We start from the raw sequence: 25378 nt of genomic DNA, 5'->3' as shown, positions 1-25378 counted from the left end.
TGAGCACGAAGTGCGAAGGTTCTTGCAAGAGTTAGTAAAAGAGTAAGATTCCTTACATGCGTTCGGAATGACAGGGATTAAGATCCTTCGTCGCTGACGCTCCTCAGGATGACATCCCCCTCGTCATTACATTCCTCAGGATGACAAAAAGAATGTTATTTCAAAGAGAGCATGCAAAGAAAAATTTTCAATTGGTAAAAGATAGAGGGAATCTTATAATAAACTTTCAAATTTTTTTAGATATTCACTTTGCTTTTGGAACATTTCCTTTTCTTTTGATGTATCATATTCATGATCGTATCCTGAGATATGAAGGGCAGCGTGGATTAATACTGTAAGAAGTTCTTTTTTAAAGCTATTGTTGTAAGTAACGGAATTTTCTTTAATTACATCTGTGCATATGTAAACTTCGGCGTAGACATCTTCTTCGCCGTATACAAAGGTGAGTACGTCTGTGGGGGATTGTATGTCTCTGTATTGTTTGTTTAGTTGAGCTATTGTATTTTTATCAACAGTTATAAGGTTAACGTTTACATCTTTTCCCAATTCTTCTTTCAATACATTTTCCATAGCTTTTAAAAGAGCGCTTTCTATATTTTCTTTACTCTCCAGGTATATCATTTATTTGCACCACCTTTTGAACCTGTTCTTTTGGATATTCAATACGTGTTCTTGTAATGTTGACTATCACTTTTATGAATTCTTCGATAATGATTTCTAAATCTTTTAGTGTTAAACCAGACTCATCAAGTTGACGTTCATTATATATTCCCGAGACTATGTTTTCTACCATTTCTTTTATTTTTTGATAATTTGCACTTTTCAAACTTTTTATTGCTGCTTCCACACTATCGGCGAGCATTATTATGCCAGCTTCTTTAAATTGAGGTTTGGGTCCTGGATATCTGAAGGCATCTTCTGAAACTTTGAAGTCTATTTTCTGCGCTTTGTAATAAAAATATTTTTGAACTCTGTTGCCATGATGTTGAGGAATAATAAATTCTATTCTCAAAGGCAATCTATATTTTCGTACTAATTCAATACCGGACTTTATATGATCTTCAAGTATTATGTGACTTAGATAAGGGCTTATATTATCATGTGGGTTCTCATCACCTGACGGAATATTTTCTGTGAAAAAGTAAGGCCTTTTCATTTTTCCAATATCGTGAAAATAGGAGGCAACACGCACAAATGTTGAATTTGCCCCGATACTTTCAGCGGCGGCCTCTGCTAAGTTTGCAACCATTATACTGTGATAATAAGTTCCAGGAGCCTGTATAGAAAGTTGCTTGAGGAGTGGATGATTAATATTGCCAAGTTCTGAGAGTCCTATGTTGGAATATATTCTTGTAGAGTATTCAATGTATGGAAGAAAACCGAATATGAAGACTGTGGAAACAAAAGGATTTATCAATGCGGCAATATAATCAATATAGTTTATGTAGTAGAACCGTATGTTTAATTGTACTATAAGGGTAACCAATCCCAGGATGCCTGTAAAGAAAGCGGAACGAGCTATTTCTATCCTTCTGTTTATATTTCGAACAATATAGTTCATAAGTAAAATTTGTGGGACCAGATATATAAAAAGATATGGATCGTGCCTGTGAATAGAAAATAAAAGTGCCTGAATGACTCCTGCTGTTATTCCCACTTCGTATGACATAAGTAGTGTTAATAGAAGTGGTGAGATTAAAAATGGTGAAAGTGTGAACCCAAACTTGTCTATCACAGGATATGTGATTATAATTCCGAAAAGAAAAAGGATGTGAAATGTATACCTAAAAACTTTTGCAAGGTGAAAGTGATATACCGATTTAAAAACTATTCCAACAATGACGTACCATATAAATATTAAAATTAAATATTCATTTATAAAAGAGTCTATTCTGAAATCATACAAATTAAGAAGCAAAACGGCAATTAAGGAAACAATTATTCCTTCATAATCGAATTTTTTTAGAAGTTCGTTTATTTTTTTCACTCTTGATCTTTACTCCTTTTTTCATAATTTTCGTATGCTCTTATAATTTTCTTTACCAGCGGATGTCGTACTACATCTGCATCTGTTAAATAAACAAATTTTATCCCTTCAATACCCTGCAGGATTTTTTGAGACATTACGAGCCCGGAATTTTCTTTGATATCAATTTGCGTAATATCACCTGTTACAACAGCTTTGGAATTAAAACCAAGTCTTGTCAGGAACATTTTCATCTGCTCGTAAGTTGTATTTTGGGCTTCATCAAGGATTATAAACGCATTATTTAAAGTCCTTCCTCTCATATACGCAAGCGGTGCGATTTCTATTATGTTACGTTCTCTGTATGAAATGAATTTTTCCATGGGAATCATATCCATGAGAGCATCGTATAGAGGTCGTAGGTATGGATCAACTTTTTCTGCAAGATCTCCTGGGAGAAATCCAAGTTTTTCACCTGCTTCTACTGCTGGTCGTGTGAGTATTATTCTGTTAACTTTACCTGTTCTAAGATAATCTACTGCCATAGCAGATGCCAGATAAGTTTTTCCTGTGCCAGCAGGACCTATTGCAAATACTACATCATTGTTTTCTATGGCTTCTATGTATTTTTTTTGTCCCTGAGTTTTAGGTTTTATTCTGCCTCTTGCAATAGTTTTGGTTACTACGTTGCTTAAAACAGGTTCATTGCTTTCAGGTTCTTTTTCTTCTATTAAATATTCAAATTCACTCCAATCTAAAAGATGACCATCCAATGTTATGCTTATCATTTCTTTTATAATACTTTCCACAGTTTCCACAGTGTTTTCGTTATCGCCTCTTATGATAATATTATTTTCACTTATTGTTATATCTACGCCAAATCGTTTTTTTAAGTATCTTGCTCTATTGTCATACTGTCCGAAAATTTCTACGATCATCAAATCCCGGGGAATTTTTATTTTTTTTATAACAGCCACTCAAACACCTCATTTCAATTCTTTTAAAATCTTCTCTGCTTCCGCTTTTGCTTCTTCGTGTTTTGCAACAAAGGCTGGATGTGGTGGACTATTTAAAACAGTTTCAAGTTCAATTTTTGCAAGGTCATATTTTTTCCATTTATTGTACAATATTCCAAGTTCCAGATGAATATTTGGATAATTTGGTAAAATTTCTAACGCTTGTTTTAAATATTTTTCTGATTTTTTGTAGCTGTTCAACGGCCATGGTACGTCTCGGTATCTCATTCCCATGGCAATTAGTGCAAGACCTTTATAAAAATTATCGTTTAAAAGTTTTATTGCTTTTTCTATGTAGTCATCAAAATCTCCCAGCATGAAGAGACTCTGGACAATTCCTTTATACTGGGCAAGTCTTCCTATAGTTGCGCCTGCAACGTAATATGCTCTACCGTTACTTTTGTCAAGTTCTATAGCCTCTTTTGCAATATCAAGTGCTTTTTGAAAAGTTTCTTCCTTTTTTGAATCATCTACTCCCCAGAGTCCGTATTCCATATAAGCTTCAGCAAGAATTGTTAGCAAATAGCTATCTTTTTTTGAACTGATTTGACTTTCAATTTCTGATATTACTTTTTCCATAAGTTGGACATTTTGTTGAGAACGAGCTTTAAAAAATTCTTTTTCTACTTTTGTTAAATCAAAAGCCAGAATCGTTGCACCCAAGATAACTGTTAAAAGAATTATAAAAAACCTTTGAATCATATTTTCCCCCTCCCCATTCAACTCTCAAACTCTTTGCACAATTTCTCTATAACATTTTTAATTATACTACTTGTGTTTGTAAAATCATATTTTTGAGATTCTATAGTCTCTCGTACCTTTCTTAATATAATTGTTTCAACGTGCTTTTTATTTCGGCGTAATGTTCTTTTTTGAAGTTCTCCACTTTTTTCGAAATTTTTTAAAAGCTCTATGATGGAAGATGTTACATCTTCTATTCCAATCCCCGTGGTGGCTACTGTGGTATAAATGGGTTTTTGTGAGTTTGAAAAAGATAGTAAAGCTTCAAGTTGAGTTTTTAGTACATTTGCACCATCTTGGTCTGCTTTATTAATAACGTAGATATCTGCTATTTCCATTATTCCGGCTTTCATAAGTTGAATTTCATCACCACTTCCTGGAGAAAGCACTAAAACAACTATGTCTGCTGCATAGACTATTTCTATTTCGCTCTGGCCTGCTCCAACAGTTTCTATAAGTATGTAATCGAATCCGAAAGAATCCATAATTTTTATTACATCGAAAATGCTTTCGTTCAATCCGCCAATATTTCCGCGGCTTGCCATGCTTCTGATGAAAACATCTGAATCGAGAAAATGGCGCTTCATTCTTATTCTATCACCAAGAAAAGCCCCACCTGTGAAGGGGCTGGATGGATCTACAGCTATTACTCCTATTTTTTTACCTTTATTTCTTAAGTTTGAAGTTATTCCACTAACAATTGTACTTTTTCCTGCTCCGGGACTTCCGGTAAAACCAATAATTTTCGCGTTTTTTGAAGGCAGGTTATCGCAAAATCTATCGTCCGGGTTTTCTTCGACGTATGTTATGAGCTTTGCAAGTGCTTTTATATCGCCATTTAACATTTTTTTTACCAAATTATCTTTCAAAATTCGACCCCCGCGAATAAATTTTTTATACTTTCTACTATTGTAGATAGTGGTGTGCCAGGTCCAAACACAGCCTTTATTCCCATTTTTTTAAGTTCTTCAGCATCATCTGATGGAATTATCCCTCCAACAAAGACGGGGATTTCTAACATATCTTTTTCTTTTAAAAGTTCAAGCATTTTTTTACAAATGCTCATATGCGCGCCGGATAATATTGAGAGTCCTATTACATCCACATCTTCCTGCATTGCGGTGGTTACTATTTGTTCAGGGGTTTGCCTTAAGCCTGTGTAGATTACTTCCATACCAGCGTCTCTTAATGCTTTGGCAACAACTTTAGCTCCTCGATCGTGGCCATCAAGCCCGGGTTTTGCTATTAATACTCTTATTTTCTTTTCCATGTTATCACTCCTTAATCAAGTTCTATGAGAACCTGACCTGTATCGACGTTATCTCCCTCTTTGACAAGAACACTTTTAACTTTTCCGCTTGCATCTGCAAGTATATCGTTTTCCATTTTCATCGCTTCAAGTATAATAACCTTGTCGCCAGAATTTACATTTTGGCCTGGTGTTACAAGAACTTTTACAATTAATCCTGACATAGGTGATTTAATGGTTTTTACACTACCAGTTGTTTTTTCCGAAACAGATGGTGTTTGAGTTTTTTCTTTAACTTCCTGCTTTTCTATAGGTTGTGATTCTACAGTTTTTTCCACTTTGGGAGTAACTTCCTGAACCTGTTTAGGAACGGGACCTTCGGAAGTTTTTCCCATTTCTTCGACTTCTACTAAATATTCTTTTCCATTTACTCGTACCTTGAACTTTCGGACCATTTTTTAACACCTCTCCACCCAGTTTTTTTCCAGTATTCCCATATGCGATTTTTATTTTCTTTTACAGGTTTTACAGAACGAATTTTAATATTTTCACCCAGCATACAATATACAGCAGCAAAAACTGCAGCTATTTCAGCTTCTTCATCAAATTTTTTCAAACCTTTCTCCCTTGAAGGGATACTTCCAGGAAGTTTCATAGCAGCTTTTTTTGAGAAATAACCAAAAAGCCAGAAAACAAAATATAGTATAAAAAATACCATGAATACAGTTACAATACCTATTGTAGTAATTATCGCTTCCTGTTGCAATTAGCTCACCTCTAACTTTTAGAAATTATAAAGGAATGTTTCCATGTTTCTTCTTTGGACGTGGTTCAACTTTTGTTTTTCCAAACTCAAGTGCCTGGGCGATCCATTTTCGAGTATCTCTTGGATCGATTACAGCGTCTACGTATCCTCTTGATGCTGCAACATACGGGTTGGCAAACATTTCTCTGTATTCGTTGATTTTTTGAATTCTCACTTCTTCAGGATTTTCTGAATTTGCAATTTCCTTTCTGAAGATTATATTAGCTGCACCTTCTGGACCCATGACAGCGATTTCTGCGGTAGGCCAGGCTGCAACAAAATCTGCGCCAAGGTGCTTACTTCCCATCGCTATGTAAGCTCCACCGTAGGCTTTTCTTAAAATTATTGTGATCAATGGAACGGTGGCTTCACTGTATGCATATAGAAGCTTTGCGCCATGTCTTATGATTCCACCGTGTTCCTGTTTTGTGCCTGGAAGGTATCCAGGGGTATCCACCAGTGTTACTATTGGGATATTAAAGGCGTCAAGAAATCTTATGAATCTTGCAGCTTTATCGGAGGAATCAATATCCAGCACGCCTGCCAGAACGTTGGGTTGATTTGCTATTATTCCAACGCTATGTCCGTTGATTCTTCCAAATCCCGTTACCATACTTTTTGCAAAATGGGCGTGTACTTCTAAAAATTCTCCATTATCAACTATTCTTTTTATAACTTCTCTAACATCGTACGCTTTTTTAGAATCTGCTGAAACTATATTTAATATACTTTCGTCCATTTCAAGTGAATCCGAATAAGTGTACGGAGCATCTTCCGCATTGTTCTGTGGAATATAAGATAGGAGTTCTTTTATAAGATTTATCGCATCTTCATCGCTATTTGCTATAAAATGTGCATTTCCACTTTTACTATTATGAACAAATGCTCCGCCTAATTCTTCTTTTGATATTTCTTCTCCTGTGACTGCTTTTATGACATTTGGTCCTGTTATAAACATCTGCGAAACTTTATCAACCATAATTACAAAATCAGTAATGGCAGGTGAATATACTGCTCCGCCAGCACAGGGGCCGGATATTAATGTTATTTGCGGTATAACACCTGATGCTAAAGTATTTCTATAGAATATTTCTCCATAACCGTAAAGCGAATCCACACCTTCCTGGATCCTGGCGCCCCCGGAATCGTTTATTCCAACAAGAGGTATACCTAATTTAAGGGCAAGATCCATAACTTTTATAATTTTTTTCGCATGCATTTCCCCAAGGGAGCCACCCATTACTGTAAAATCCTGCGAGAATGCTGCAACTGGTCTACCATTAACTTTACCTATACCTGTTACAACTCCATCTGCAGGAAGTTCTTTTTTATCCAGGCCAAAATATGTATTTCTATGCTTTACAAATTTATCTATTTCCACAAAAATTCCGTTGTCAAATAATAATTGTAATCTTTCGCGGGCGGTTAATTTTCCTGCTTTGTGTTGTTTTTCAATGAGCGCCTCGCCTCCGCCTTTTTCTATTTTTTCTTCCATTTCTTTGAGTTTTTTTATCAATTCTTCCATTTTAGAACCTCCTTTTTTGTAATTGCTACTCATGTTCACCTTCAACTAATTCTAAAAGAACACCGCCTGTTGTTTTAGGGTGCAAAAACAGCACACGAGTTCCCCCTGCACCAGTTTTAGGTTCACTTGATAGGGGTTTAAATCCCTTTTCCAGTGCAAGGCTAACAGATTCTTCTATTCCTTCCACGTTAACAGCTATATGATGAATCCCTTCTCCTTTTTTTTCAAGAAAACCTGAAATTTCAGAGTTTTCTGACATAGGCTCAAGGAGTTCAAATCTTGTCTCTCCTATTTTTACAAAATAGACTTTTATTCCTCTTTCTGGAAGTTCCTCAACATGTGTTACTTTAAGTCCCAGAAAATCTCTGTATAATTTTAGTCGTTCTTCTGCGTTTTTTACCACTATTCCTATATGATCAACTTTTTTGGTTATCACTTTTTCACCTCCATCAACGATTGTAACATCACATTGTATAGCAGGCAAATGTTTTTAAGCGCAACTAAATCCATCCTAACAATTTCATAGTTCGTTTAGTATAATATTTTAACGCTTTTTTCTCCACATCGGTTCCCGCGTAAAGTTCTTTAAATTCTTCAGGTGAAAATTGGTTTAATTTCACATCAGTTCTTGCAATAGCGTTCTCCTGGTAGTTTTCTCCAACCAGTGATTCTATTCCAAAAACGTTTCCTTCTTCTAAGATCTCTTCATGGTCTCCATATTTTACAACTACTTCCCCTTTTTTTATGAGATAAACGTGAGTGGCTTCAGTATTTTCTTCTATTATTTTTTCACCGGCTTTTATATCAAGACTTTTCATTTAGCATCACCTCTAAAATTTTGCTTAATTTTGCATAGTTCATCCAGATTATATTTCCTTCTTCTCTATATACAAGGGTTAAAAGATTTATTGCATCCATACAATGTTCTAAATCTTTTGGGTAAAAAACTAATAGTTTTTTGCACAATAGTTTCGTAAGGTATCTATCGCCCACTGTTGCATAAACTTTTTTTGCGATGTCTAAAAGTAGAGGAGCACCGTACCTGGACTCCGGAAATTTTTCTACAAAACGTTTAACATAATTTGCTTTTGTTAAGATTTTCGTTTCGTCGAGCGTTTCTATTAAAGTAAGCGCAGTTTCTTCGTCATCAGGTATTTCGCCGACACTTAAACTGAGTAAAGATTCTACATGATCTATTAGATCATCAACTGTTTCAAAATCAAGATCCAGATCTCCAAGAGTTTCTACGCTTGTTACTGATGCTTCTTTAAAAGCTTTGCGTAAATTTACAAGACGTTTTAATATTTTGTCAAATTCGGTTTTTAGATCCACTTCGATTAGTTCCACTTCATCTATAGCTGCTATATCACCATTCAAAGGGATTTCCAGTAGATATTCTGGTAAAGCGACGTAATCCCCGGGTTCTAAAGTTACGTTTCCAGAGGCTCTCATTTCCCTGACAGAACCTTTTGTAATTTTATACAGTCTTTTTGGCACCTCATTTATCGTGAATATTATTCCCTGAACTTTCATGTTCTCATCACCTTTTTACTTTTAATCTTTTGACATTTTTCTTTTTTTCACCCATTCGACGTTCCTTTCTATTAATCAAGCTAAATTCTTCGTGAACAACACTGACTTTTTCGAGATCTTTTTTCGACTCTTTTTCCGCCTTGTCATCGAGTTTCCTCAAGTTTGTAAGGTACAATATAGTTTGCTCATAGATTCTTGCCATCATTTCGTCAAACATTCTGAAGGTTTCGCGTTTGAATTCAACTATAGGATCTTTTTGACCGTAAGCTCGAAGACTAACTGCTTCTTTTACATGATCTACTTCTTCTAAATATTGCCGCCAGTTTTCATCTATTATTCGCACTGCTATAAAGCGCGCTACTTTTTCGAAGTCTTCTCCAAATTCCTGCCTTTTTGAATTAAATTTCTTTTTTAGCTCTTCTTTCAGATAATCTGAAAGCTCCTTAGTTATATCTGGGAATTTTCCATTGATATTTATCATTTTTAATGAATTTTTTATAGCTTCTACATCACAGACTCCATTCTGGCAAAATTCTGAAACTCTTCTTTCGACGAAATCTTCGATAGCCTCGCCCACATGTTCATCTAACCCGCCGGAAAGAATGTATTCTCTATAACCATAAACGGCTTTTCTCTGGGCATCCAGTACAGTATCCATCTGTAACAGATTTTTTCTTATACCAAAGTTAATACTTTCAACTTTCTTTTGTACCTGTTCTATTAATCGTGTAAGCATTGGATGATATATTGGCTCTCCCTTTTCTATTTTTACCATATCCATTATTCTGGCAATTTTTTCTCCTCCAAATATTCTTACAATATCATCTTCTACAGAAAGAAAGAATATTGATTCTCCCGGGTCTCCCTGTCGGCCTGCACGTCCTCTAAGTTGATTGTCTATTCTCCTGCTTTCATGTCTTTCTGTGCCAATTATTAGTAATCCTCCTAATTCTTTAACGCCTGGACCAAGCTTTATGTCTGTACCACGACCCGCCATGTTTGTTGCTATAGTTACTGCTCCCTTCTGGCCAGCTTTTGCTATTATTTGAGCTTCTTTTTCGTGATATTTTGCGTTTAGTACTTCGTGAGGAATTTTTTCTTTTCGCAACAATTTGCTGAGAAGTTCACTTTTTTCTATGGAAGTTGTACCAACCAGAACAGGTTGTCCTTTCTCGTAGCGTTTTTTGATTTCTTTTACAATAGCCTCATATTTTTCGTGCTGGGTTCTATATATTAAGTCATCCCTATCTATACGAATCATTGGTTTGTGTGTGGGGATAACTATTACTTCCATACCATATATCTGGATGAACTCTTCTTCCTCCGTTTTTGCTGTTCCTGTCATACCTGCAAGTTTTTCATACATTCTAAAATAATTCTGGTATGTTATTGTGGCATAGGTTATAGATTCTTCTTTTATTGGTACGCCTTCTTTTGCTTCTATTGCCTGATGTAATCCTCCGCTGTATCTTCTTCCAGGCAGGAGTCTTCCTGTAAATTCGTCTACTATTATCACTTCGCCGTTGTGTATAATATAATCAACATCTTTTTTAAATAAATGGTGAGCTTTCAAAGCATTTAAAAGAAAATACATTTTGTTTACGTGTTCTGGATCATATAGGTTATCTATCTTTAAAAGCTTTTCAACGTGTTCTATTCCTTCGTCTGTTAGTATTACCGTTTTTTTCTTTTCATCCACTTTGAAGTGCTTATCTTTTGTTAGTTTTTTTGCAAGCTGATCAAATCGTCTGTAATCAGAAGCTCTATTCTTAGCAGGGCCACTTATGATAAGTGGTGTTCGCGCTTCATCAATCAAAATACTGTCCACTTCGTCAACTATCGCATAAAAGTGGCTTCTCTGTACCTTTTCCTCTAAGTCTATGACCAGATTGTCCCTTAAATAATCAAAACCAAACTCTGTGTTGGTGCCGTAAGTTATATCGCATAAATAGGCTTCTTTTCTGGATATTTCTTTTAGCTCAATCTCAAAGGCTTCAACAGCTTTTTTTACTTTTTTCTCATCGGGCAGAAATTCATCTTTAAAGTCTTCTGGCCATACACACCAGTTTTCTTTTATAGCTTTATGGGCTAATTCCGGGTTTTTCCATATTACTTCATAAGATTTGTTTTGAGTATTTATAACACTTACCCTTAAACCAAGGGAGAGATAAATAGGCCCCATCCATTGTGCGTCTCTTCTGGCAAGATAGTCATTTACAGTTACAAGATGAACGCCTTTTCCCAGCAAAGCATTGAGAACTATTGGCATGGTAGCTGCCAGCGTTTTACCTTCTCCTGTTTTCATTTCGGCAACTTTGCCTTCGTTTAGAACCATACCACCTATTAATTGTACATCAAATGGCCTCATACCTACAGTTCTTCGTGCTATTTCTCTTACTATTGCGAACACTTCTGGCAGATATTCATCAATTTTTTTCTCAGTAATTTTACTCTTTATGCTGGAAAGTTTTTCTATCAGAGCTTTTGTGGGTTTTTCTTTTACTTTGAGATCTAATTGGTTTATTATATTTACTCTTTTCCTGTACTTTTTTAGCTTCCATTCGTTTTTGTCAAATAATTTCACTAATTGGACCTCCTTTTGGTAGTCTCTTCGCTTTTTAATTAATTTTAACACAATAATTGTAAAAAAGCTCACCTTGATGGTGAGCCTGCGAAAGGTTGAAATTTATTTTAGCTCCATATTTGATTTAAATTATCGTATTTTTCAATTTGTATCTTTCCACCTTTTACAAAAACAACAACTGGTTCTGTGAATTTTTTTGATATATTTTGTCTGATTTCTCCTATTTGAATGTAAGGACTTTGAAGTAACAGAGCAAGTACAAGAGCTGAAGCTCCTTCGTTGGTTCCTGCACGTATGATGCCCTTACATTCACCGAAAACAACTACGCTCCCACCTGCTATAATTTCAGCACCAGAATGAACGTTTCCAACTATTATTACATCCCCTGAATGTATTACATTCTGTCCAGAACGTACGTTTTTTCTTACAATTTTTGTACCAGACTTTGTGTTTCCCTGAAGGACCATGTCAACCTTTTTTCTTATGACGATCTCTTTGTTTTTTTCCTCCATATCTGTTAGAATATGTGAGACCTTTATGCCGAGACTGTCTATAACCTCTATTATTTTTGGTATATCTCCTATATGATTTTCGTAATTTTCAACCATAAGCATAATTCTATCTCCTGGTTGAAAGAAATCTTCCGTTTGTTTGAATCTTTTTCTAATTCCTTCTAAGACATTTTTTAAGTCTTTATAATCATTTATGCACAAAATAATCCCTTCACGACTCATTTTAAAGTCTATCATTATTATTCACCCCTTTATAAAACCAGAGATTCTATTTCGTCTATCCAGTCGGAAATATCCAGAGGGGACAATCGTTTTATATACGACTTAAAATTAAAAAATGACCTTTTAAAAATAGCGGTGCGATTTCCCGAGGATATTTCTGCAGCACATTCTAAAAGTGCAGCTATATAATCTGCTACTCGAACGATCCTGCCGCTTTCTTTTTCAAAAGGGTTAACAGCGTGTTCTACATAATTTTTAAGGATGACAATATCTGGATTATTTTCAATCCAATCTATGAACATTTCTTTTTCCACCAGGGCAACCAATCTGTCTAATTCCGGGGTCTTTTTCTTGGTGGGGGTTATTACATCCCCGGTAAAGGCTTCCGGTAAATCATGTAGTAACGCTTTTATTATTACTTCTTTTCGTAAGTTTTTATCAAGTTTCATGAGGGTAGCTATCAAATAAGATATAGTAACTACTACGAAAGAATGTCCCGCAACTGTTGAACGTATGTTTCTATGTATTCTATTCCAGCGAATCATGGAAATTAAGTTCAATAACACAGAAAATATTATTCTGGAAATTCTGGAAAAAAGATCAGAATTTTCTAAGTTTAGAGAACTTAGTTTTTCAGAGAGTTCTAATATAGGCTTTTCATAATCAAACAACTTTCCGTTGATTTTAGCCTCATTAAGACTTATGGTTATATCGGCATATTTGTCAATAGTAGTTGGAATTGCGTCGGTAATTTTTTCGATGAACGTTTTATCCACAACCTTGTAGAGATCTTGAAAAGCTTTTTTTCTAACAATTTTCCATACGTCTGGAGAAAATCGTTCTACTCGTTCTTTCAATTCCAACGAAATGTCAGATAAGACTAATTTAGGTAATACCCTTGATAACCGCCATTTTAGGGAATTCTCCACATCATTTTCCGTTATTTCATTTAAAACAAACGATAGAAATATTGTAGAAAAAGCATTGTCTGCTTCTGAAAATTTGATAACTGAAGGTCTATTATTCCATCTTTGAATGGTAAAAAGGTTATTTAACATAAATAAAAATTTTCCGTATCCCAATGAAATCCCTCCCGGAACTTTATTTTAATTTTAACATAAGAAAGTGTTTATCGTGAAATAAATAGACGATGTTATTTACATTATGGCAAAAAATATTGTTGCCCTGAGGAACGGGAAGGCGAAGGATCTTTTTCCTTTTTTTGTCATCCCGAGGAACGAAGTGACGAGGGATCTTATTCTTTTCTAACTCTCGCTAACCCTCGCTAATCTTGCTAATCTTGCCAACTCTCGCCAATCTATTTATAGTTATGATATAATTTTAACAGGATTTTGCTGTGAATAATGTTGTAAGTAGCAGTAGAATTTGTCCTGGAGGTGGAGTATATAAACAATAAAAAGTTTGTGGCGATTTTGAATCTGGTAGCTGTTACTTTAATATGGGGATTAACGTTTCCAGTTCAAAAACTTGTACTTCCACAAATATCGCCGTTTGTATATAATGCCATTAGATTCTGGATTGCTGCTATTATTTCTTTATTTGTATTCGGGAAAGGTAACAAATATGGAATATTACTTGGGGTGGTACTTGGAATAGCTTATGCGACACAAACGTGGGGATTGAGTTTAACAACTTCTTCAAAGAGTGGCTTTATTACTGCTTTTTATATAGTTTTAATTCCGATTTTTTCATATTTTATTGAAAAAGAAAGGGTTACAAAGTTGCAGGTGATTGGTTTTGCAATAGCAATAATTGGTGAGTATTTCCTTTCTGGTGGGATAGATAATTTTAATTTTGGAGATTTTCTTACTTTCATTTGTGCGGTTTTTTATGCTTTGCACGTTGTGCTTATTACAAAGTTTTCGAAAGTTGTTCCCGAGAAAACTTTATTAACATCTCAATTTTTTACTGTTGCAGTTTTAAATAGTATTCTTGGGATAACCGCGCCATGGATTATAAATCTGGAAATTCTTGGTGTTGCATTATTTACAGCAGTTTTTGCAACTATTTATGCACTTATTGCTCAGACAAAGTATCAAAAAGTTGTGAGCAGTAACACTTCTGCTTTAATTTTTGTTGGAGAGCCAATTTTTGCCACAGTATTTTCTATGCTTATTCTTTCAGAGAAACTGTCCAGGGGGCAAATTTTCGGTATTGTTTTAACTTCAATTGCCATACTGTTATCTATTATTCAGATAAAAACTAAAAGATATGATATAATTTGACATGGTTTTTAGGATAAAGCCTTCGAGATGTAGAAATATTCTTTCGGAGGAGGGGAAAAATGTTCAACTCGAATTTTGTTACGCTTAAAGCAGCAATGGATGTGGCATTGGCAAGACAGGAGATACATTCACAGAATATAGCTAATGCAGAGACTCCTAATTATAAAAGGAAATATATAGAATTTGAAGAATATTTTCGTGAATCTACTATGAAGTTAACACTTAAAAGAACTTCAGAAAGGCATTTGCCTCTTGCGAATAAGAAAGTAGTTCCAAAAATAAAAGTACAAAAAGATACAACTCTTACAAATGATAAAAATAATGTGGATGTAGATATTGAAATGGTAGAAATGGTTAAAAATGCATTAAAATATCAGACATTATCAAGATTGATGACTTCCAACATCGATAGATACAACGCTGTTGTTCGAGGTGTAAGATAATAAGAAAAAAGGGATTTTATAAGTAAAAGGAGAGTGTTTTGAATGAACGAGTTTAACATAATGACAATTTCAGCTACGGGGATGTCCGCTCAAAGATTAAGAATTGATATAATATCGAATAATATTGCAAATTCAGAAACAACAAGAACAGAAAATGGAGAACCATATAGAAGGAAAGTTCCAGTGTTTCAAGAATTACTGAGAACTGTCAAAGGGAAAGTCGAAAATGGAGGAGTTATAGTTAAGGAGATATATGAAGACAGGTCTCCGTTTAGAATAGTATATGATCCCACTCATCCAGACGCGGATGAAAATGGGTATGTGAAGCTTCCAAATGTGAATGTCGTTCGAGAAATGGTGGATATGATAAACGCTCAAAGAGCGTATGAAGCAAATGTTACAGCATTTAATACTACAAAGGCTATGATAACCAGTGCGCTGCAAATTGGGAGGTGATTTTTATGATAGATAAGATAAATGGGGTAGGAAATTATAATAATTTAAAACCAAATATAACAAAAAATTCCAAAGCACCTGATTTTACCAGAGTTTTGAATGATGCTCTTAAAAATGTGAATGAGCAGCAAAAAAAGGCTGAAAAAATGGCTGATGATTTTGCAACAGGAAAAATAAGTAATATTCATGAAGTAATAATTGAAGCGGAAAAAGCCTCTATTTCTTTAAGACTTACTGTTGAAGTGAGAAACAGAATTGTGGACGCATATAGGGAAATTATGAGGATGCAGTTTTAATTTAATTGGGTAATGAAAATAAATCCCGCACAGATGGTGCGGGATTTTTACTTATTTACTTACTTGGCATATGCAACACTTCGTTTTTCTCTAATTACAACTACTTTCAAAACGCCAGGGTATTGAAGTTCTTCCTCTATTTTCATTGCAATATCATGTGACAACTTTTCTGCAAGAGTGTCATCAACTTTATCAGGTTGAACTATTACTCTTACTTCTCTACCAGCCTGTATTGCATACGCATTTTCAACGTATTTAAAGCTTTTCGCTATTTCTTCTAATTTTATTAATCTCTTTATGTAGTTTTCAACGTCTTCACGTCTTGCTCCCGGTCTTGCAGCTGAAAGAGCATCTGCTGCTGCAACTATAACTGCTTCAGGGCTCATTGGTTCTTCTTCACCATGATGTGCCATTACCATGTTAATAACATCTCTTGTTTCACCGTATCTTTTCAAGATTTCAGCGCCAATAACGGTATGTGAACCTTCAACTTCATGGTCAAGAGCCTTACCTATATCATGTAATAGTGCTCCTCTTTTTGCCTTTTCTACGTTTAATCCGAGTTCGGAGGCAATTAGTCCAGCTATTAAAGCTACTTCAATCGAGTGAGAAAGGACGTTCTGACCGTAACTTGTCCTGAATTTTAACCGTCCAAGAAGTTTTATAATTTCAGGGTGTAATCCTCCGACACCTGTTACAAAGGTTGCTTCCTGTCCCGCTTCTTTGATAAGTTTTTCAACTTCTGATTTAGATTTTTCATACATTTCTTCTATTCTTGTTGGATGAATTCTTCCATCGGCTACAAGCTTTTCAACAGTTCTTCTTGCAATTTCGCGCCTTAGAGGATTAAAACAGCTAACTGTTACCATTTCCGGAGTATCATCTATTATGAGATCTACTCCTGTTACTTTTTCAAATGCTCTAATATTTCTTCCTTCTCTTCCTATGAGTCGTCCTTTCATGTCGTCATTTGGTAGCATTATAGTACTAACGGTAATTTCGCCCGCATATTCCGGGGCATATCGTTGAATAGCATCGGCTATAACCTTTTTTGCATACTTTTCTGCATCTTCTTCGTATCTCATTTTTATTTGAGAATAAACTTTGGCAATTTCATGTTCGTACCGTTCTCTTGCTTCTTGAAGAACCATTTCTCTTGCCTGTTCCTGAGTTATACCAGCAAGCTTTTGAAATTTTTCCTCAAGAACACGTTCTTTTTCAGCTATTTCTTTCTGTCTTGTTTCCAATTCTACTCTGAGATTTTCTATGTAATTTTCCTTTTTATCAAGGAGTTCTTCTCTTTTTGCGAGCATTTCTTCTCTTTTTAATAGTCTTTCTTCATTATGTCTTAATTCCTCTTCGCGAATCCTTCTTTCTTTTTCCCATTCTTCTCTTAGTTTGTGTAGTTCTTCGCGGGATTCTATTACTGCTCTTTTCTTAATTTCATTAGCTTCTTTTTCAGCTTCTTTAATTATGTGTTCTGCATCTTTTCTTGAGATGAGCAACTCATGTTCTATTTTTCTCCTGGCAATAACATATCCGAATAATAAGCCAATAACAACCCCTAAAGCAGTTAGTATATATGTTAACATAATTATTCACCTCCAAATCCTTTTCTATATAGTAATTCTCTGGCTTTTTTTGGTTCTAAACCTTTTGTAAGTTCTCTTTTAATTTCCTCAATATCAACTTCTTCCAGTATTTTTGAGATAGTATCTTCTATAATATATTCATCTACGCCAAGTTTGCGTAATTCCCACTTTATTTTGAATGGGCCGTGTTTTTTTAGTGTGAGTGCGTCATATGCAAAAAGATACGCAAATTTCTCATCATCTAAATATCCTTTTTCTTTGAGAAAAGCTATGGTTTGTTCTATCTCTTCCCTGGAATAACCCTTCTGTTTCAATCTTGTCTTGATTTCATTTTCAGATCTTGCCCTAAATTTTAAAAGTCTTAAAGCGTCATTTATTGGATTTCTTTTCATTTTTTTCAACTTCAATTATCTTTTTCTCCATATTAATTCCATGTTTTTCTTTTATTCTTTCTTCTATTTCATCAATTAGTTCCGGGTGATTTGTTAGGTATTCTATAGAATTATTTTTTCCCTGACCTAAGGAGTGCTCGGTTCCCTTTGAATCTTTGTAAGAGAACCAGCTGCCTCTTCTTTGAATGAATCCTTCATCAATTGCCAGATTAAACAATTCATATTCTCTTACGATTCCTTTTCCATATATAACATCAACTATAGCTTCTTTGAAAGGAGGAGCAACTTTATTTTTAACAAATTTGACTTTGACTTCGTTCCCTATGTGAGTCTGACCCTCTGTAATTTTTCCAATAGTCCTTACTTCTAATCTCATGGTGGAATAGAACTTTAAAGCTACACCACCTGTCGTTGTTTCGGGATTTCCGTACATTACTCCTATTTTCATCCTTGTTTGATTTATGAAAATTATAACTGCCTTCGACTTATTTATGTTTCCAGCCAATTTTCTTAAAGCCTGGGACATTAACCTCGCCTGAAGACCTACCTGCATATCCCCCATGGCACCTTCAATTTCAGCCCTTGGTACAAGAGCAGCGACTGAATCTACGACTACAAGGTCAACGGCATTACTTCTAACAAGTTCATCCACTATTTCAAGAGCCTGTTCTCCATAATCTGGTTGAGCAATCAACAGGTTTGATGTATCCACACCTAAATTTTTTGCATAAGTTGGATCAAGGGCGTGCTCGGCATCTATGAATGCTGCGACTCCACCGTTTTTTTGAGCTGAAGCAATAGCGTGGAGAGCTATTGTAGTTTTACCACTGGATTCTGGACCGTATATTTCTATTATTCGACCTCTTGGGTATCCGCCTACCCCTGAAGCTACATCAATAGCCACAGATCCACTTGGTATTACGTCTACTTTCTGGATACTTGCACCTTCACCTAAGAGCATTATAGAACCTTTACCATAAGTTTTTTCGATTTTACTTATGGCCTTTTTCAAAACTTCAAACTTTTTATTATCGCTCATTCTTCATCAAACCTCCTTCAAATTTCGACCTGTAAATCCAATTGTAAATGGGGCCTCTTGGTGTTAACGTAGAAGAGTATATTGTGAAGCTGTCTACTGCTACTAAGATTTTTGGCACTGTTATTCCTTTTAGTAAGTTTTCCCATTTTTCTGGACTCTCTTTGACTCTTCCCAGAGTTATATGAGGTACAAAATTTCCCTGGTCATCAAATGGAATTTTTAATTTTTTCAACTCAGATCTCATCTCTAAATACAACGTCTGAAGTGCTTTACTGGGCACCACTTTCAAAAAAACTACCCGTGGCCGATTGCGGAACCTAAAGTAACCAAACCCGGAAATTTCGATGGAAAATGAAGGGAAACCTGCCAATCGTTTGTTAAGATGTTCAGCCATGTTATCAATTAAAGACTCCCTGACATCCCCCAGAAAGAACAATGTAAGATGCATGTTTTCTGGTTTTACCCATGAGGCTTTGAATCCCATTCGCATGAGTTTAGATATAGTATCATTAGCAGTTTGCTTTACATCATTGTTTATATCCAAAGCTATAAAAGTACGCATTTACTCACCCCTTTAATACACTTCTGTTTTGATACACATAAATAAAACCAGATAAAATGGTAAAAAATACTACAACATATTCTAAAATAGTGTTTAGCATGTAAAAGTCTCCCAGATTTCCCATTTGTAGGAATATCCCTATCACCAGTGCCATTTGAAAAACTGTTTTGATTTTACCAAAATAATTTGCTGCAATGACTTTCCCTGTGGTTGAAGCTGTCATTCTTACAGCGCTAACAATAGTATCTCTAAATACAATGGTAACAACTATCCATCCTGGCAGGAAAGATTTTTCCACCATAATAATCATAACACTTGTAATCAAAATCTTATCACTCATTTGGTCAAACACTTTTCCAAAAGTGGTCACCTGGTTGAGTTTTCGAGCAAAATAACCATCTGCGTAATCGCTCAATGCTGCTATTAAAAAAAGAATAAAAGCAGTTTGATATTTTTCAAAGATCATGAAGGTTACAATAATACCGGTTAGAAATATACGGCCCCACGTTATAGTATTTGGTACATTCAATATTAACCCTCCTCTACTAACTCTCCTTCCAGGTCATAGACATCTGCTGCGTTGATTTTTACTGTACAAAAACCTTCCCTGTAATTTCCTTTTACAAAAATATTTCCATCAATTTCAGGTGCATCCATATATGAACGGCCAAGAAGTACTCCATCATTTTCTTCATCAAAGAGGACTTTTATTTTTCTTCCTAAGTATTTTTGGTTTTTTTCAAAAGATATTCTGGCCTGAGCTTCCATGAGTATGTCAAGCCTTTCCTGGGCAATTTCGCGGCTTACTTTTTTGTCCAGCGTATAAGATGATGCCTCTTCTTCATCTGAGTAAATAAAAGTTCCAAGTCTGTCAAATTCCATCTCATTTACAAATTCCAGAAGTTTTTCAAAATCTTCATCTGTTTCTCCTGGAAAACCTACAATTATACTTGTTCTTACGATGGCCTGTGGATATATATTTCTTATTTTGTTGATAAGTTTTTTCAGATCCTCTGACTTTTTTGTTCTATTCATCATGGTTAATATTTGATCACTTCCGTGTTGAACAGGAACATCAAAATATTTTAAAACTTTTGAGAACTGAAAAGCATCTATAATTTCATCTGTAATATGGTCAGGATGCATATACATAACTCTTATCCAGAAATCTCCTTTTATATCGTTTAAAGTTTTTAATAATTCAGGCAGCGCCTGCTTTCCGTAAATGTCTACCCCATAGCCTGTAGTATCCTGAGCGACGAGAATTATTTCCTTTTTTCCACGTTTTACTAATATTTCCACTTCTTTTTTTATATCTTCAATATTTCTGCTTTTAAAAGGGCCTTTAAAGTATGGAATGGTACAAAATGAGCATGCTCTATCACAACCATCCGCTATTTTTACATAGGCATATTGAAAACTTTCATCTACTCTATCTTCAAAGTGATAAATAGGTTCAGGTGTGGTAGATATTAATTTTTTTTCCTTTCCTATTTTTTCAGCTATTGTTTTTGGAGGTAAAATTCCATACCATCCATCTACTTCGGGGATTTCTTTTTCAAGCTCTTTGCTATATCTCTGCACCAGGCATCCTGTGACAAATACTTTATAATTTTTATCTTTCTTTTTTCGTTCAACATTTAATAAAATTTCTTCTATGGATTCTTTTTTTGCCTCAAGTATAAAGCCACATGTATCAATGATTACTGCGTTTGCTTTATTAATATTATCAACTAATTCGTATCCTAATTTTTTTAGATATCCCTTTAAATTTGAACAGTCGGCTTCATTTTTAGGACAACCGAGCATTTCTATGTAAATTTTCACGTTCTTTCCCTCACTTTATAAATTTTTTCCTTTTTGTAAGATATAGCTTTCTTATCTTTTCCAGCTCTCTTTTATATTCATCTTCTTTATAATTTGGATAGGTAAAATCATAATCTTTCCATTTTCCATTTACATACATTAATGTTGTTTCAGCGTAAATTCCTTTTCCTATGTAAATTCTATGGGGCCACATTTTAGTAGTAGCCAGGACAAATTGCATGTGGTGAACATACCCGGGATCTATATTAAATCGACGGTTTCCATTCACGGCGAACTCCTGCTCTATTTTGTTGGTTTCTAATTTGATATCAGCCAGCTGATAGGGATGTATCAATCTTTCAAAACTTACCAGTATTCCTTTCACTCCATCGCCCATTTCTTTGTTGTAGTATAAGGTGTATTTTTCAAAATCTAAAATTTCTGATTTATAATCAATAGGTCCAAAAATTTTCACAAGTCTACTTTCAATTTCAGAAAACCAGTATTCAACCTGTGAAGAGAAGAAAAACATTACAAGATTTACCAGATCTGTATGTCTTACTTTACCCATCTAACCACCACCATGTACTTTTTCATAAGAATCTTTTTTGAAGAACCATCTGTTGTTTTTAATATAGCTGGACCTTCTACTAAATATTCTCCTATTCCTAAATTTATTGTGTTTTCATAGTATTTTCCATCTACTATAACTCGTTCATTTAAAGGTGTCAAAGTGACCAATCCCGTTTTCAAAATATTGCTGAACATCAAATAGGAATAAATAAGTATGAGAATTGCAAAAAACAATAACAAATAGAAGAATATTCTAATTCCTATCCTATGATTTGTTCGAAACTTTTTGTGAGTTTCCTCTTCTAAAGCTGTCTCTTCAGTTAGTCCCTGCTCGTAAAGTTCTAATAAATCCTCTTTTATCTGGAAGTATTCTTCCAGTTTTTTCAAATGGTGTTTTATATAAATTCCCGGGCCACTAAAGTCTCCTCTTAAATATCTTTCAAGAGTAAATTTATCTATGCCAGTTTTTATAGAAATCTGTAACAAACTATCTTTGGATGTTTCCATCCTTTCTTTGAGAATATTTGATATTTTGCTCCACATTTTATCTATCTCCTAACATCTAATTATACTACAAAATAATTCTTTTTTAAGAGAAACAAAGTATATGTTTATATATCAGGATAAATGTAATTTGAAAACTATTTTGAAACTTTTGCTTCTTTTTTTCTGTCGACATATCTTAAAAGTGTTGGAAGAAGTGTTAAGCTCATAAATGAACTTGAGAGCATTGACACCCAGATGATCTCTACAAGATATGTGTGAATGATAAATGGCGAAAGAATCATTACCGTGAATCCTATTGAAAGTCCAAGAGCATTGGCTAAAATAGGTTTTGAGGTGTGCATAAAAGAAATTTCTATTGCTTTTTTTATAGAAAGACCTTTATTTTTGTTATATTCGTAATTTTCTATGAAATGTATTGCATAATCTATTCCAACTCCTATGACAATACTTCCCATAGTTGCGGTTATTATACTCAATTTTATGCCGGTGTATCCCATAAAACCGAATAAAGTAATTAGCGTTAAAGATATAGGAATAATCGAGATAAATGCTTTTTTTAAATCTTTTACTCTAAGTAGAACTATTAGAAAGACCATTCCAACAGCGAACATGAGAGATTTGACCTGTTGAGGTACTATTTTTTCATTCATTTCTTTCATTATAAGTGGAGCTCCTGTGAGTTTGAATGGTTCAGAAATTTTACTTTCAATTTTATTAAGACTGTTCCTGGAAATTTTCGTTGGAAAAACTATTAATCTACCGGCTTTTTCTTTTCTGTTTAGAAAATTTTTGTATGTATCCGGCATTAATTTCATAAGCAGTAACACCTGTCCAAGATTTGAGGGATATCCTTTTTTGTTGAATATTTTTTCATTTACTCTACTCATAACGTCGTAGAAGGATATTACTTTTTTGATTTCAGGGAGCTTTAAAAGTTCATTTTCCAGTTTCAGAACCTGATTTGCAAATATTGGCGTAACTGGATCAACTTTTGACTTAAAGAAAATGAATATAGGAGTTGCAGTGCCAAATATTTCCTGAACTGTGTTGATATTTTTTCTGACATCTGTGTATTTTTTGTAAATGTCTGTCATATAAAAGTCAGAATTTATAAAGAAAATACCAGGTAAAAACAGCAATACCAATAGAAGAGAAATTAAAACTGCTTTTTTACCCATTAAATGTACGAAGAACGTTGAAATTTTACTTTCTTTATTTTTATCATCTGAGATTTTTGTTGTGTTAATCAAAATAGGTGGTAATACAAGCCATGTTGCTATTCCAGCAAGAGCAATTCCCACACTACCATAAAGCCCCATTTCTGCTATAGCATCAGAATTTATAAGTGTTAAAGATAAGAAACCTGCAACAGTTGTAATGGTTGTTAAAATTAAAGCAACTCCGGTACTTCTCAGTGCTTCTACTAAAGCATCTCTATTATTTTTTGTTTTTCTTTCGTCCATGAAATGAGAGACAAAATGTAAGCCGTCTGCGCTTCCCATAACTATGGTGAATATAGGTACTAAGACTGTAAGTATAGATACTTCTCCTTTTAACCAGCCCAGAAATCCTAATGTCCACAGAGCACCAATTCCCGCAGGAACAATTGATAGAAATGTTGCCCACATACTTCCTAATCGCCATTTAAAAACCAAAAATATGGTAATAACTGCTATTGGAGGGAGAGTAAGCACTATCCATAGTAAATAATTCGATATTTTTTCTTCAAGATACGTGGTTCCTCCAAAATAATGGGGTATATTATTTAATAATTTAGAAATTCTTTTAACAGTGCCACGCTTATCTGGCATTATGTAAAATTGTACATAAAACTTTCCATTTTTTTTGATTATGTTATCCATATTCATCTTTTTTATAAAATCTATTGCGACTTTTGCTGTTTTTTCATCAATTTGTGTGGTATCTATTTGAGTAAGACCAAAAGGAATTTTGTCGGGAACAGGCGAAATAACACTTGCCACTCCATCGATGTTTTCAAGTTTTTTCTGGATATCTTTTATTTTCCTTAGCCCGTTGATTGTTAATGGATCAGTTTTCATTTCTATAATCACACTCATTTGATCGCTTGATGAGAAATATTTTTCAATATCATTGAGTGTGGAAACATATTTAGAATCTCTTTCCATAAACACCTTAAAATCTGGATTTAACCGTAACTTTAATAATCCAAAAAACGCGAGAATGTTGAAAATCATTATGAGAGCAATAAAAAGTTTTCTTTTGCGTTCGACAACTGACACAAATTTTTCCATTTGTTATTCCTCCTCTGAGAAATTTTTGACAAAATCTATTAATTCGACTTCAGAAATTGCTCCTGTTTTTAGCAAGCGTTCCATCTTATAAAGTGAAATAATTGTTTCTCTTATCTTTTTGTAATCGTAAATTTTTAAATGATTTATAGGGGAAATCTTTTGTGTTTTAAACTTGAAGCCCAGAAATCTTGCGACTCTGGAAGGTTGTATCTTAAGATTTCTGGAAATGGAAGTTATTTCTTTCCATGAATATTTATCTTTCAGTTCCACATTTGAAATTATATGTAAAAGGTCAATAAAATGTCTTGCAAGCGCAGCGGTAACAACTAATGGTTCGTATTCATTCAATATACTTTTTATATATCTGTATATTTCATTATTTTTTTCAGTCAGTGCAAAACAAAATTCATCTAATCTTGTAGAAGCAAGTTTATGAACCAATTTTTCCACATCATCTACAGTTATTTTCTTGTTTATTATTGATAACTTTTCAATTTCGTTATGAAGAGACAATTCGTTTGGCCCAATATATTCCCAGAGGATTTTTGGTACGTTTTCATCGTAATTCAAATTCTTGTTTTTCATAAAAGATTCTATATATAAGATCCACTTTTCTATTTCCCATGGTTTTGGTAAATTAAAACTTTTGCATTCAAAGTTTTTTAGACAATTTGAACTTTGAAGAAATATGTATACATATTCCGGTACATTGTTTAATAACTCAAGTAACAATTTTTTATCACCGGACTTCCAATTATCGTAGTCGACTATATCAATTAACCATCGCTTTGAAAATAGTCCAACGTTTTTTATGCTGTTTTCTATTATTTTCAGTTTATCTGTATCATCTGAGTATATTTTTATATATTTTGAATCTGCACTTTTATACGAATCTATAAGTAACTTTTTTTGATAGAGAGAATCTCCGGATAAAACAATAATTGGCATCTATTCCACTCCCTATTAGATTTATTAAAAATGAAACATCTAAGTGATATTCTAACATATTTTGTCTTATTTTTCATGACCCCTACTCATGT

The 25378-nt window shown here is 34.2% G+C and carries 29 protein-coding genes; 4 read left to right on the top strand and 25 right to left on the bottom strand.

Going from position 1 to position 25378, the window contains the following annotated elements:
- Positions 1–213: 213 nt before the first annotated feature.
- The 15 genes from ybeY to JYK00_RS01015 all read right to left on the bottom strand — a co-directional run bounded on the left by ybeY (position 214) and on the right by JYK00_RS01015 (position 13235).
- Complete coding sequence (ybeY, locus tag JYK00_RS01085; RefSeq protein ID WP_207566886.1) at positions 214–621, bottom strand: rRNA maturation RNase YbeY; 408 nt, start codon at positions 619–621, stop codon at positions 214–216.
- The gene (locus JYK00_RS01080; protein ID WP_207566885.1) at positions 602–1987 is read right to left on the bottom strand and encodes an HDIG domain-containing metalloprotein; all 1386 of its coding nucleotides are present in this window, start codon (positions 1985–1987) and stop codon (positions 602–604) included. Before JYK00_RS01080 ends, ybeY begins: the two co-directional genes overlap by 20 nt.
- Complete coding sequence (locus JYK00_RS01075; protein WP_207567584.1) at positions 1984–2904, bottom strand: PhoH family protein; 921 nt, start codon at positions 2902–2904, stop codon at positions 1984–1986. The genes JYK00_RS01080 and JYK00_RS01075 overlap by 4 nt, the downstream gene beginning before the upstream one ends.
- A 48-nt stretch (positions 2905–2952) precedes the next feature.
- Entirely contained in the window at positions 2953–3684 is a 732-nt protein-coding gene (locus JYK00_RS01070) for a tetratricopeptide repeat protein (protein WP_228288180.1), read from the bottom strand.
- 17 nt (positions 3685–3701) lie between these two features.
- Positions 3702–4592, bottom strand: coding sequence for a methylmalonyl Co-A mutase-associated GTPase MeaB (gene meaB / locus JYK00_RS01065; protein ID WP_228288179.1), 891 nt, complete (start codon positions 4590–4592; stop codon positions 3702–3704).
- Positions 4589–4993, bottom strand: a complete 405-nt coding sequence (locus JYK00_RS01060; RefSeq protein WP_207566884.1) for a cobalamin B12-binding domain-containing protein — start codon at positions 4991–4993, stop codon at positions 4589–4591. The genes meaB and JYK00_RS01060 overlap by 4 nt, the downstream gene beginning before the upstream one ends.
- 11 nt (positions 4994–5004) lie before the next feature.
- A complete protein-coding gene (locus JYK00_RS01055) occupies positions 5005–5427 on the bottom strand; it encodes a biotin/lipoyl-containing protein (protein ID WP_207566883.1) in 423 nt (140 codons plus the stop codon).
- Positions 5400–5738, bottom strand: coding sequence for an OadG family protein (locus JYK00_RS01050; protein ID WP_228288178.1), 339 nt, complete (start codon positions 5736–5738; stop codon positions 5400–5402). The genes JYK00_RS01055 and JYK00_RS01050 overlap by 28 nt, the downstream gene beginning before the upstream one ends.
- A 25-nt stretch (positions 5739–5763) precedes the next feature.
- Positions 5764–7302: an acyl-CoA carboxylase subunit beta gene (locus tag JYK00_RS01045; protein WP_207566882.1), complete on the bottom strand. Its 1539-nt coding sequence runs from the start codon at positions 7300–7302 to the stop codon at positions 5764–5766.
- Positions 7303–7327: 25 nt separating this feature from the next.
- On the bottom strand, positions 7328–7738 hold the full coding sequence (mce, locus tag JYK00_RS01040) for a methylmalonyl-CoA epimerase (RefSeq protein ID WP_207566881.1): 411 nt from the start codon (positions 7736–7738) through the stop codon (positions 7328–7330).
- Positions 7739–7802: 64 nt separating this feature from the next.
- On the bottom strand, positions 7803–8120 hold the full coding sequence (locus JYK00_RS01035) for a Crp/Fnr family transcriptional regulator (RefSeq protein ID WP_207566880.1): 318 nt from the start codon (positions 8118–8120) through the stop codon (positions 7803–7805).
- Positions 8107–8835 (bottom strand): cyclic nucleotide-binding domain-containing protein, encoded by a 729-nt coding sequence (locus JYK00_RS01030; protein WP_207566879.1) that lies wholly within the window; start codon positions 8833–8835, stop codon positions 8107–8109. The genes JYK00_RS01035 and JYK00_RS01030 overlap by 14 nt, the downstream gene beginning before the upstream one ends.
- Positions 8836–8842: 7 nt before the next feature.
- Positions 8843–11419, bottom strand: coding sequence for a preprotein translocase subunit SecA (gene secA / locus JYK00_RS01025; protein WP_207566878.1), 2577 nt, complete (start codon positions 11417–11419; stop codon positions 8843–8845).
- A 107-nt stretch (positions 11420–11526) separates the two neighbouring features.
- Positions 11527–12168, bottom strand: coding sequence for a septum site-determining protein MinC (gene minC / locus JYK00_RS01020; protein ID WP_207566877.1), 642 nt, complete (start codon positions 12166–12168; stop codon positions 11527–11529).
- Positions 12169–12182: 14 nt separating this feature from the next.
- Positions 12183–13235: an HD domain-containing protein gene (locus JYK00_RS01015; protein ID WP_207566876.1), complete on the bottom strand. Its 1053-nt coding sequence runs from the start codon at positions 13233–13235 to the stop codon at positions 12183–12185.
- Positions 13236–13550: 315 nt separating this feature from the next.
- On the opposite strand from JYK00_RS01015, the gene JYK00_RS01010 reads away from it, so the two are divergent.
- The 4 genes from JYK00_RS01010 to fliE are packed head-to-tail and all read left to right on the top strand — an operon-like array spanning position 13551 to position 15594.
- Entirely contained in the window at positions 13551–14399 is an 849-nt protein-coding gene (locus tag JYK00_RS01010) for a DMT family transporter (protein ID WP_228288177.1), read from the top strand.
- Positions 14400–14458: 59 nt separating this feature from the next.
- A complete protein-coding gene (gene flgB / locus JYK00_RS01005; protein ID WP_207566875.1) occupies positions 14459–14842 on the top strand; it encodes a flagellar basal body rod protein FlgB in 384 nt (127 codons plus the stop codon).
- A gap of 42 nt (positions 14843–14884) precedes the next feature.
- Entirely contained in the window at positions 14885–15298 is a 414-nt protein-coding gene (gene flgC, locus JYK00_RS01000; RefSeq protein ID WP_207566874.1) for a flagellar basal body rod protein FlgC, read from the top strand.
- Between the two features lie 5 nt (positions 15299–15303).
- The gene (gene fliE, locus JYK00_RS00995; RefSeq protein WP_207566873.1) at positions 15304–15594 is read left to right on the top strand and encodes a flagellar hook-basal body complex protein FliE; all 291 of its coding nucleotides are present in this window, start codon (positions 15304–15306) and stop codon (positions 15592–15594) included.
- A 59-nt stretch (positions 15595–15653) separates the two neighbouring features.
- Here fliE and rny read toward each other — a convergent pair whose 3' ends face one another.
- The 10 genes from rny to holA all read right to left on the bottom strand — a co-directional run bounded on the left by rny (position 15654) and on the right by holA (position 25286).
- A complete protein-coding gene (rny, locus tag JYK00_RS00990) occupies positions 15654–17186 on the bottom strand; it encodes a ribonuclease Y (RefSeq protein ID WP_207566872.1) in 1533 nt (510 codons plus the stop codon).
- Between the two features lie 2 nt (positions 17187–17188).
- Entirely contained in the window at positions 17189–17578 is a 390-nt protein-coding gene (locus tag JYK00_RS00985; protein ID WP_207566871.1) for a regulatory protein RecX, read from the bottom strand.
- Positions 17556–18617 carry a recombinase RecA gene (gene recA, locus JYK00_RS00980; RefSeq protein ID WP_207566870.1) on the bottom strand — a complete coding sequence of 354 codons (1062 nt, stop codon included), beginning with the start codon at positions 18615–18617 and terminating at the stop codon, positions 17556–17558. The genes JYK00_RS00985 and recA overlap by 23 nt, the downstream gene beginning before the upstream one ends.
- Positions 18607–19179: an RNA 2',3'-cyclic phosphodiesterase gene (gene thpR, locus JYK00_RS00975; RefSeq protein ID WP_207566869.1), complete on the bottom strand. Its 573-nt coding sequence runs from the start codon at positions 19177–19179 to the stop codon at positions 18607–18609. Before thpR ends, recA begins: the two co-directional genes overlap by 11 nt.
- 4 nt (positions 19180–19183) lie before the next feature.
- Positions 19184–19708 (bottom strand): CDP-diacylglycerol--glycerol-3-phosphate 3-phosphatidyltransferase, encoded by a 525-nt coding sequence (gene pgsA / locus JYK00_RS00970; protein WP_207566868.1) that lies wholly within the window; start codon positions 19706–19708, stop codon positions 19184–19186.
- A 2-nt stretch (positions 19709–19710) separates the two neighbouring features.
- Positions 19711–21006 (bottom strand): 30S ribosomal protein S12 methylthiotransferase RimO, encoded by a 1296-nt coding sequence (rimO, locus tag JYK00_RS00965; protein ID WP_207566867.1) that lies wholly within the window; start codon positions 21004–21006, stop codon positions 19711–19713.
- Between the two features lie 10 nt (positions 21007–21016).
- A complete protein-coding gene (locus JYK00_RS00960; protein ID WP_207566866.1) occupies positions 21017–21556 on the bottom strand; it encodes a DUF4416 family protein in 540 nt (179 codons plus the stop codon).
- Positions 21544–22101: a hypothetical protein gene (locus JYK00_RS00955; RefSeq protein ID WP_207566865.1), complete on the bottom strand. Its 558-nt coding sequence runs from the start codon at positions 22099–22101 to the stop codon at positions 21544–21546. Before JYK00_RS00955 ends, JYK00_RS00960 begins: the two co-directional genes overlap by 13 nt.
- Positions 22102–22199: 98 nt before the next feature.
- The gene (locus tag JYK00_RS00950) at positions 22200–24338 is read right to left on the bottom strand and encodes an efflux RND transporter permease subunit (RefSeq protein WP_207566864.1); all 2139 of its coding nucleotides are present in this window, start codon (positions 24336–24338) and stop codon (positions 22200–22202) included.
- Positions 24339–24341: 3 nt separating this feature from the next.
- Positions 24342–25286 carry a DNA polymerase III subunit delta gene (holA, locus tag JYK00_RS00945; RefSeq protein WP_207566863.1) on the bottom strand — a complete coding sequence of 315 codons (945 nt, stop codon included), beginning with the start codon at positions 25284–25286 and terminating at the stop codon, positions 24342–24344.
- Positions 25287–25378: the final 92 nt, after the last annotated feature.

Origin of the sequence: Thermosipho ferrireducens (assembly GCF_017358165.1) — a bacterium.
Taxonomy (GTDB): domain Bacteria; phylum Thermotogota; class Thermotogae; order Thermotogales; family Fervidobacteriaceae; genus Thermosipho_B; species Thermosipho_B ferrireducens.
Note: the sequence above shows the minus strand (reverse complement) of the source record. Positions and strands in the feature narration are given on the sequence as shown.

Bases quoted from the DNA above. Each gene is read 5' to 3' on its own strand.
- rny (WP_207566872.1), bottom strand. From the start codon at position 17,186: ATGTTAACATATATACTAACTGCTTTAGGGGTTGTTATTGGCTTATTA.
- JYK00_RS00960 (WP_207566866.1), bottom strand. From the start codon at position 21,556: ATGGGTAAAGTAAGACATACAGATCTGGTAAATCTTGTAATGTTTTTC.
- JYK00_RS01035 (WP_207566880.1), bottom strand. From the start codon at position 8,120: ATGAAAAGTCTTGATATAAAAGCCGGTGAAAAAATAATAGAAGAAAAT.
- minC (WP_207566877.1), bottom strand. From the start codon at position 12,168: ATGATAGACTTTAAAATGAGTCGTGAAGGGATTATTTTGTGCATAAAT.
- JYK00_RS00955 (WP_207566865.1), bottom strand. From the start codon at position 22,101: ATGTGGAGCAAAATATCAAATATTCTCAAAGAAAGGATGGAAACATCC.
- JYK00_RS01030 (WP_207566879.1), bottom strand. From the start codon at position 8,835: ATGAAAGTTCAGGGAATAATATTCACGATAAATGAGGTGCCAAAAAGA.
- holA (WP_207566863.1), bottom strand. From the start codon at position 25,286: ATGCCAATTATTGTTTTATCCGGAGATTCTCTCTATCAAAAAAAGTTA.
- JYK00_RS01075 (WP_207567584.1), bottom strand. From the start codon at position 2,904: ATGATCGTAGAAATTTTCGGACAGTATGACAATAGAGCAAGATACTTA.
- thpR (WP_207566869.1), bottom strand. From the start codon at position 19,179: ATGCGTACTTTTATAGCTTTGGATATAAACAATGATGTAAAGCAAACT.
- JYK00_RS01045 (WP_207566882.1), bottom strand. From the start codon at position 7,302: ATGGAAGAATTGATAAAAAAACTCAAAGAAATGGAAGAAAAAATAGAA.
- JYK00_RS01070 (WP_228288180.1), bottom strand. From the start codon at position 3,684: ATGATTCAAAGGTTTTTTATAATTCTTTTAACAGTTATCTTGGGTGCA.
- fliE (WP_207566873.1), top strand. From the start codon at position 15,304: ATGATAGATAAGATAAATGGGGTAGGAAATTATAATAATTTAAAACCA.
- JYK00_RS00985 (WP_207566871.1), bottom strand. From the start codon at position 17,578: ATGAAAAGAAATCCAATAAATGACGCTTTAAGACTTTTAAAATTTAGG.
- ybeY (WP_207566886.1), bottom strand. From the start codon at position 621: ATGATATACCTGGAGAGTAAAGAAAATATAGAAAGCGCTCTTTTAAAA.
- JYK00_RS01055 (WP_207566883.1), bottom strand. From the start codon at position 5,427: ATGGTCCGAAAGTTCAAGGTACGAGTAAATGGAAAAGAATATTTAGTA.
- flgB (WP_207566875.1), top strand. From the start codon at position 14,459: ATGTTCAACTCGAATTTTGTTACGCTTAAAGCAGCAATGGATGTGGCA.
- JYK00_RS01060 (WP_207566884.1), bottom strand. From the start codon at position 4,993: ATGGAAAAGAAAATAAGAGTATTAATAGCAAAACCCGGGCTTGATGGC.
- JYK00_RS00950 (WP_207566864.1), bottom strand. From the start codon at position 24,338: ATGGAAAAATTTGTGTCAGTTGTCGAACGCAAAAGAAAACTTTTTATT.
- recA (WP_207566870.1), bottom strand. From the start codon at position 18,617: ATGAGCGATAATAAAAAGTTTGAAGTTTTGAAAAAGGCCATAAGTAAA.
- flgC (WP_207566874.1), top strand. From the start codon at position 14,885: ATGAACGAGTTTAACATAATGACAATTTCAGCTACGGGGATGTCCGCT.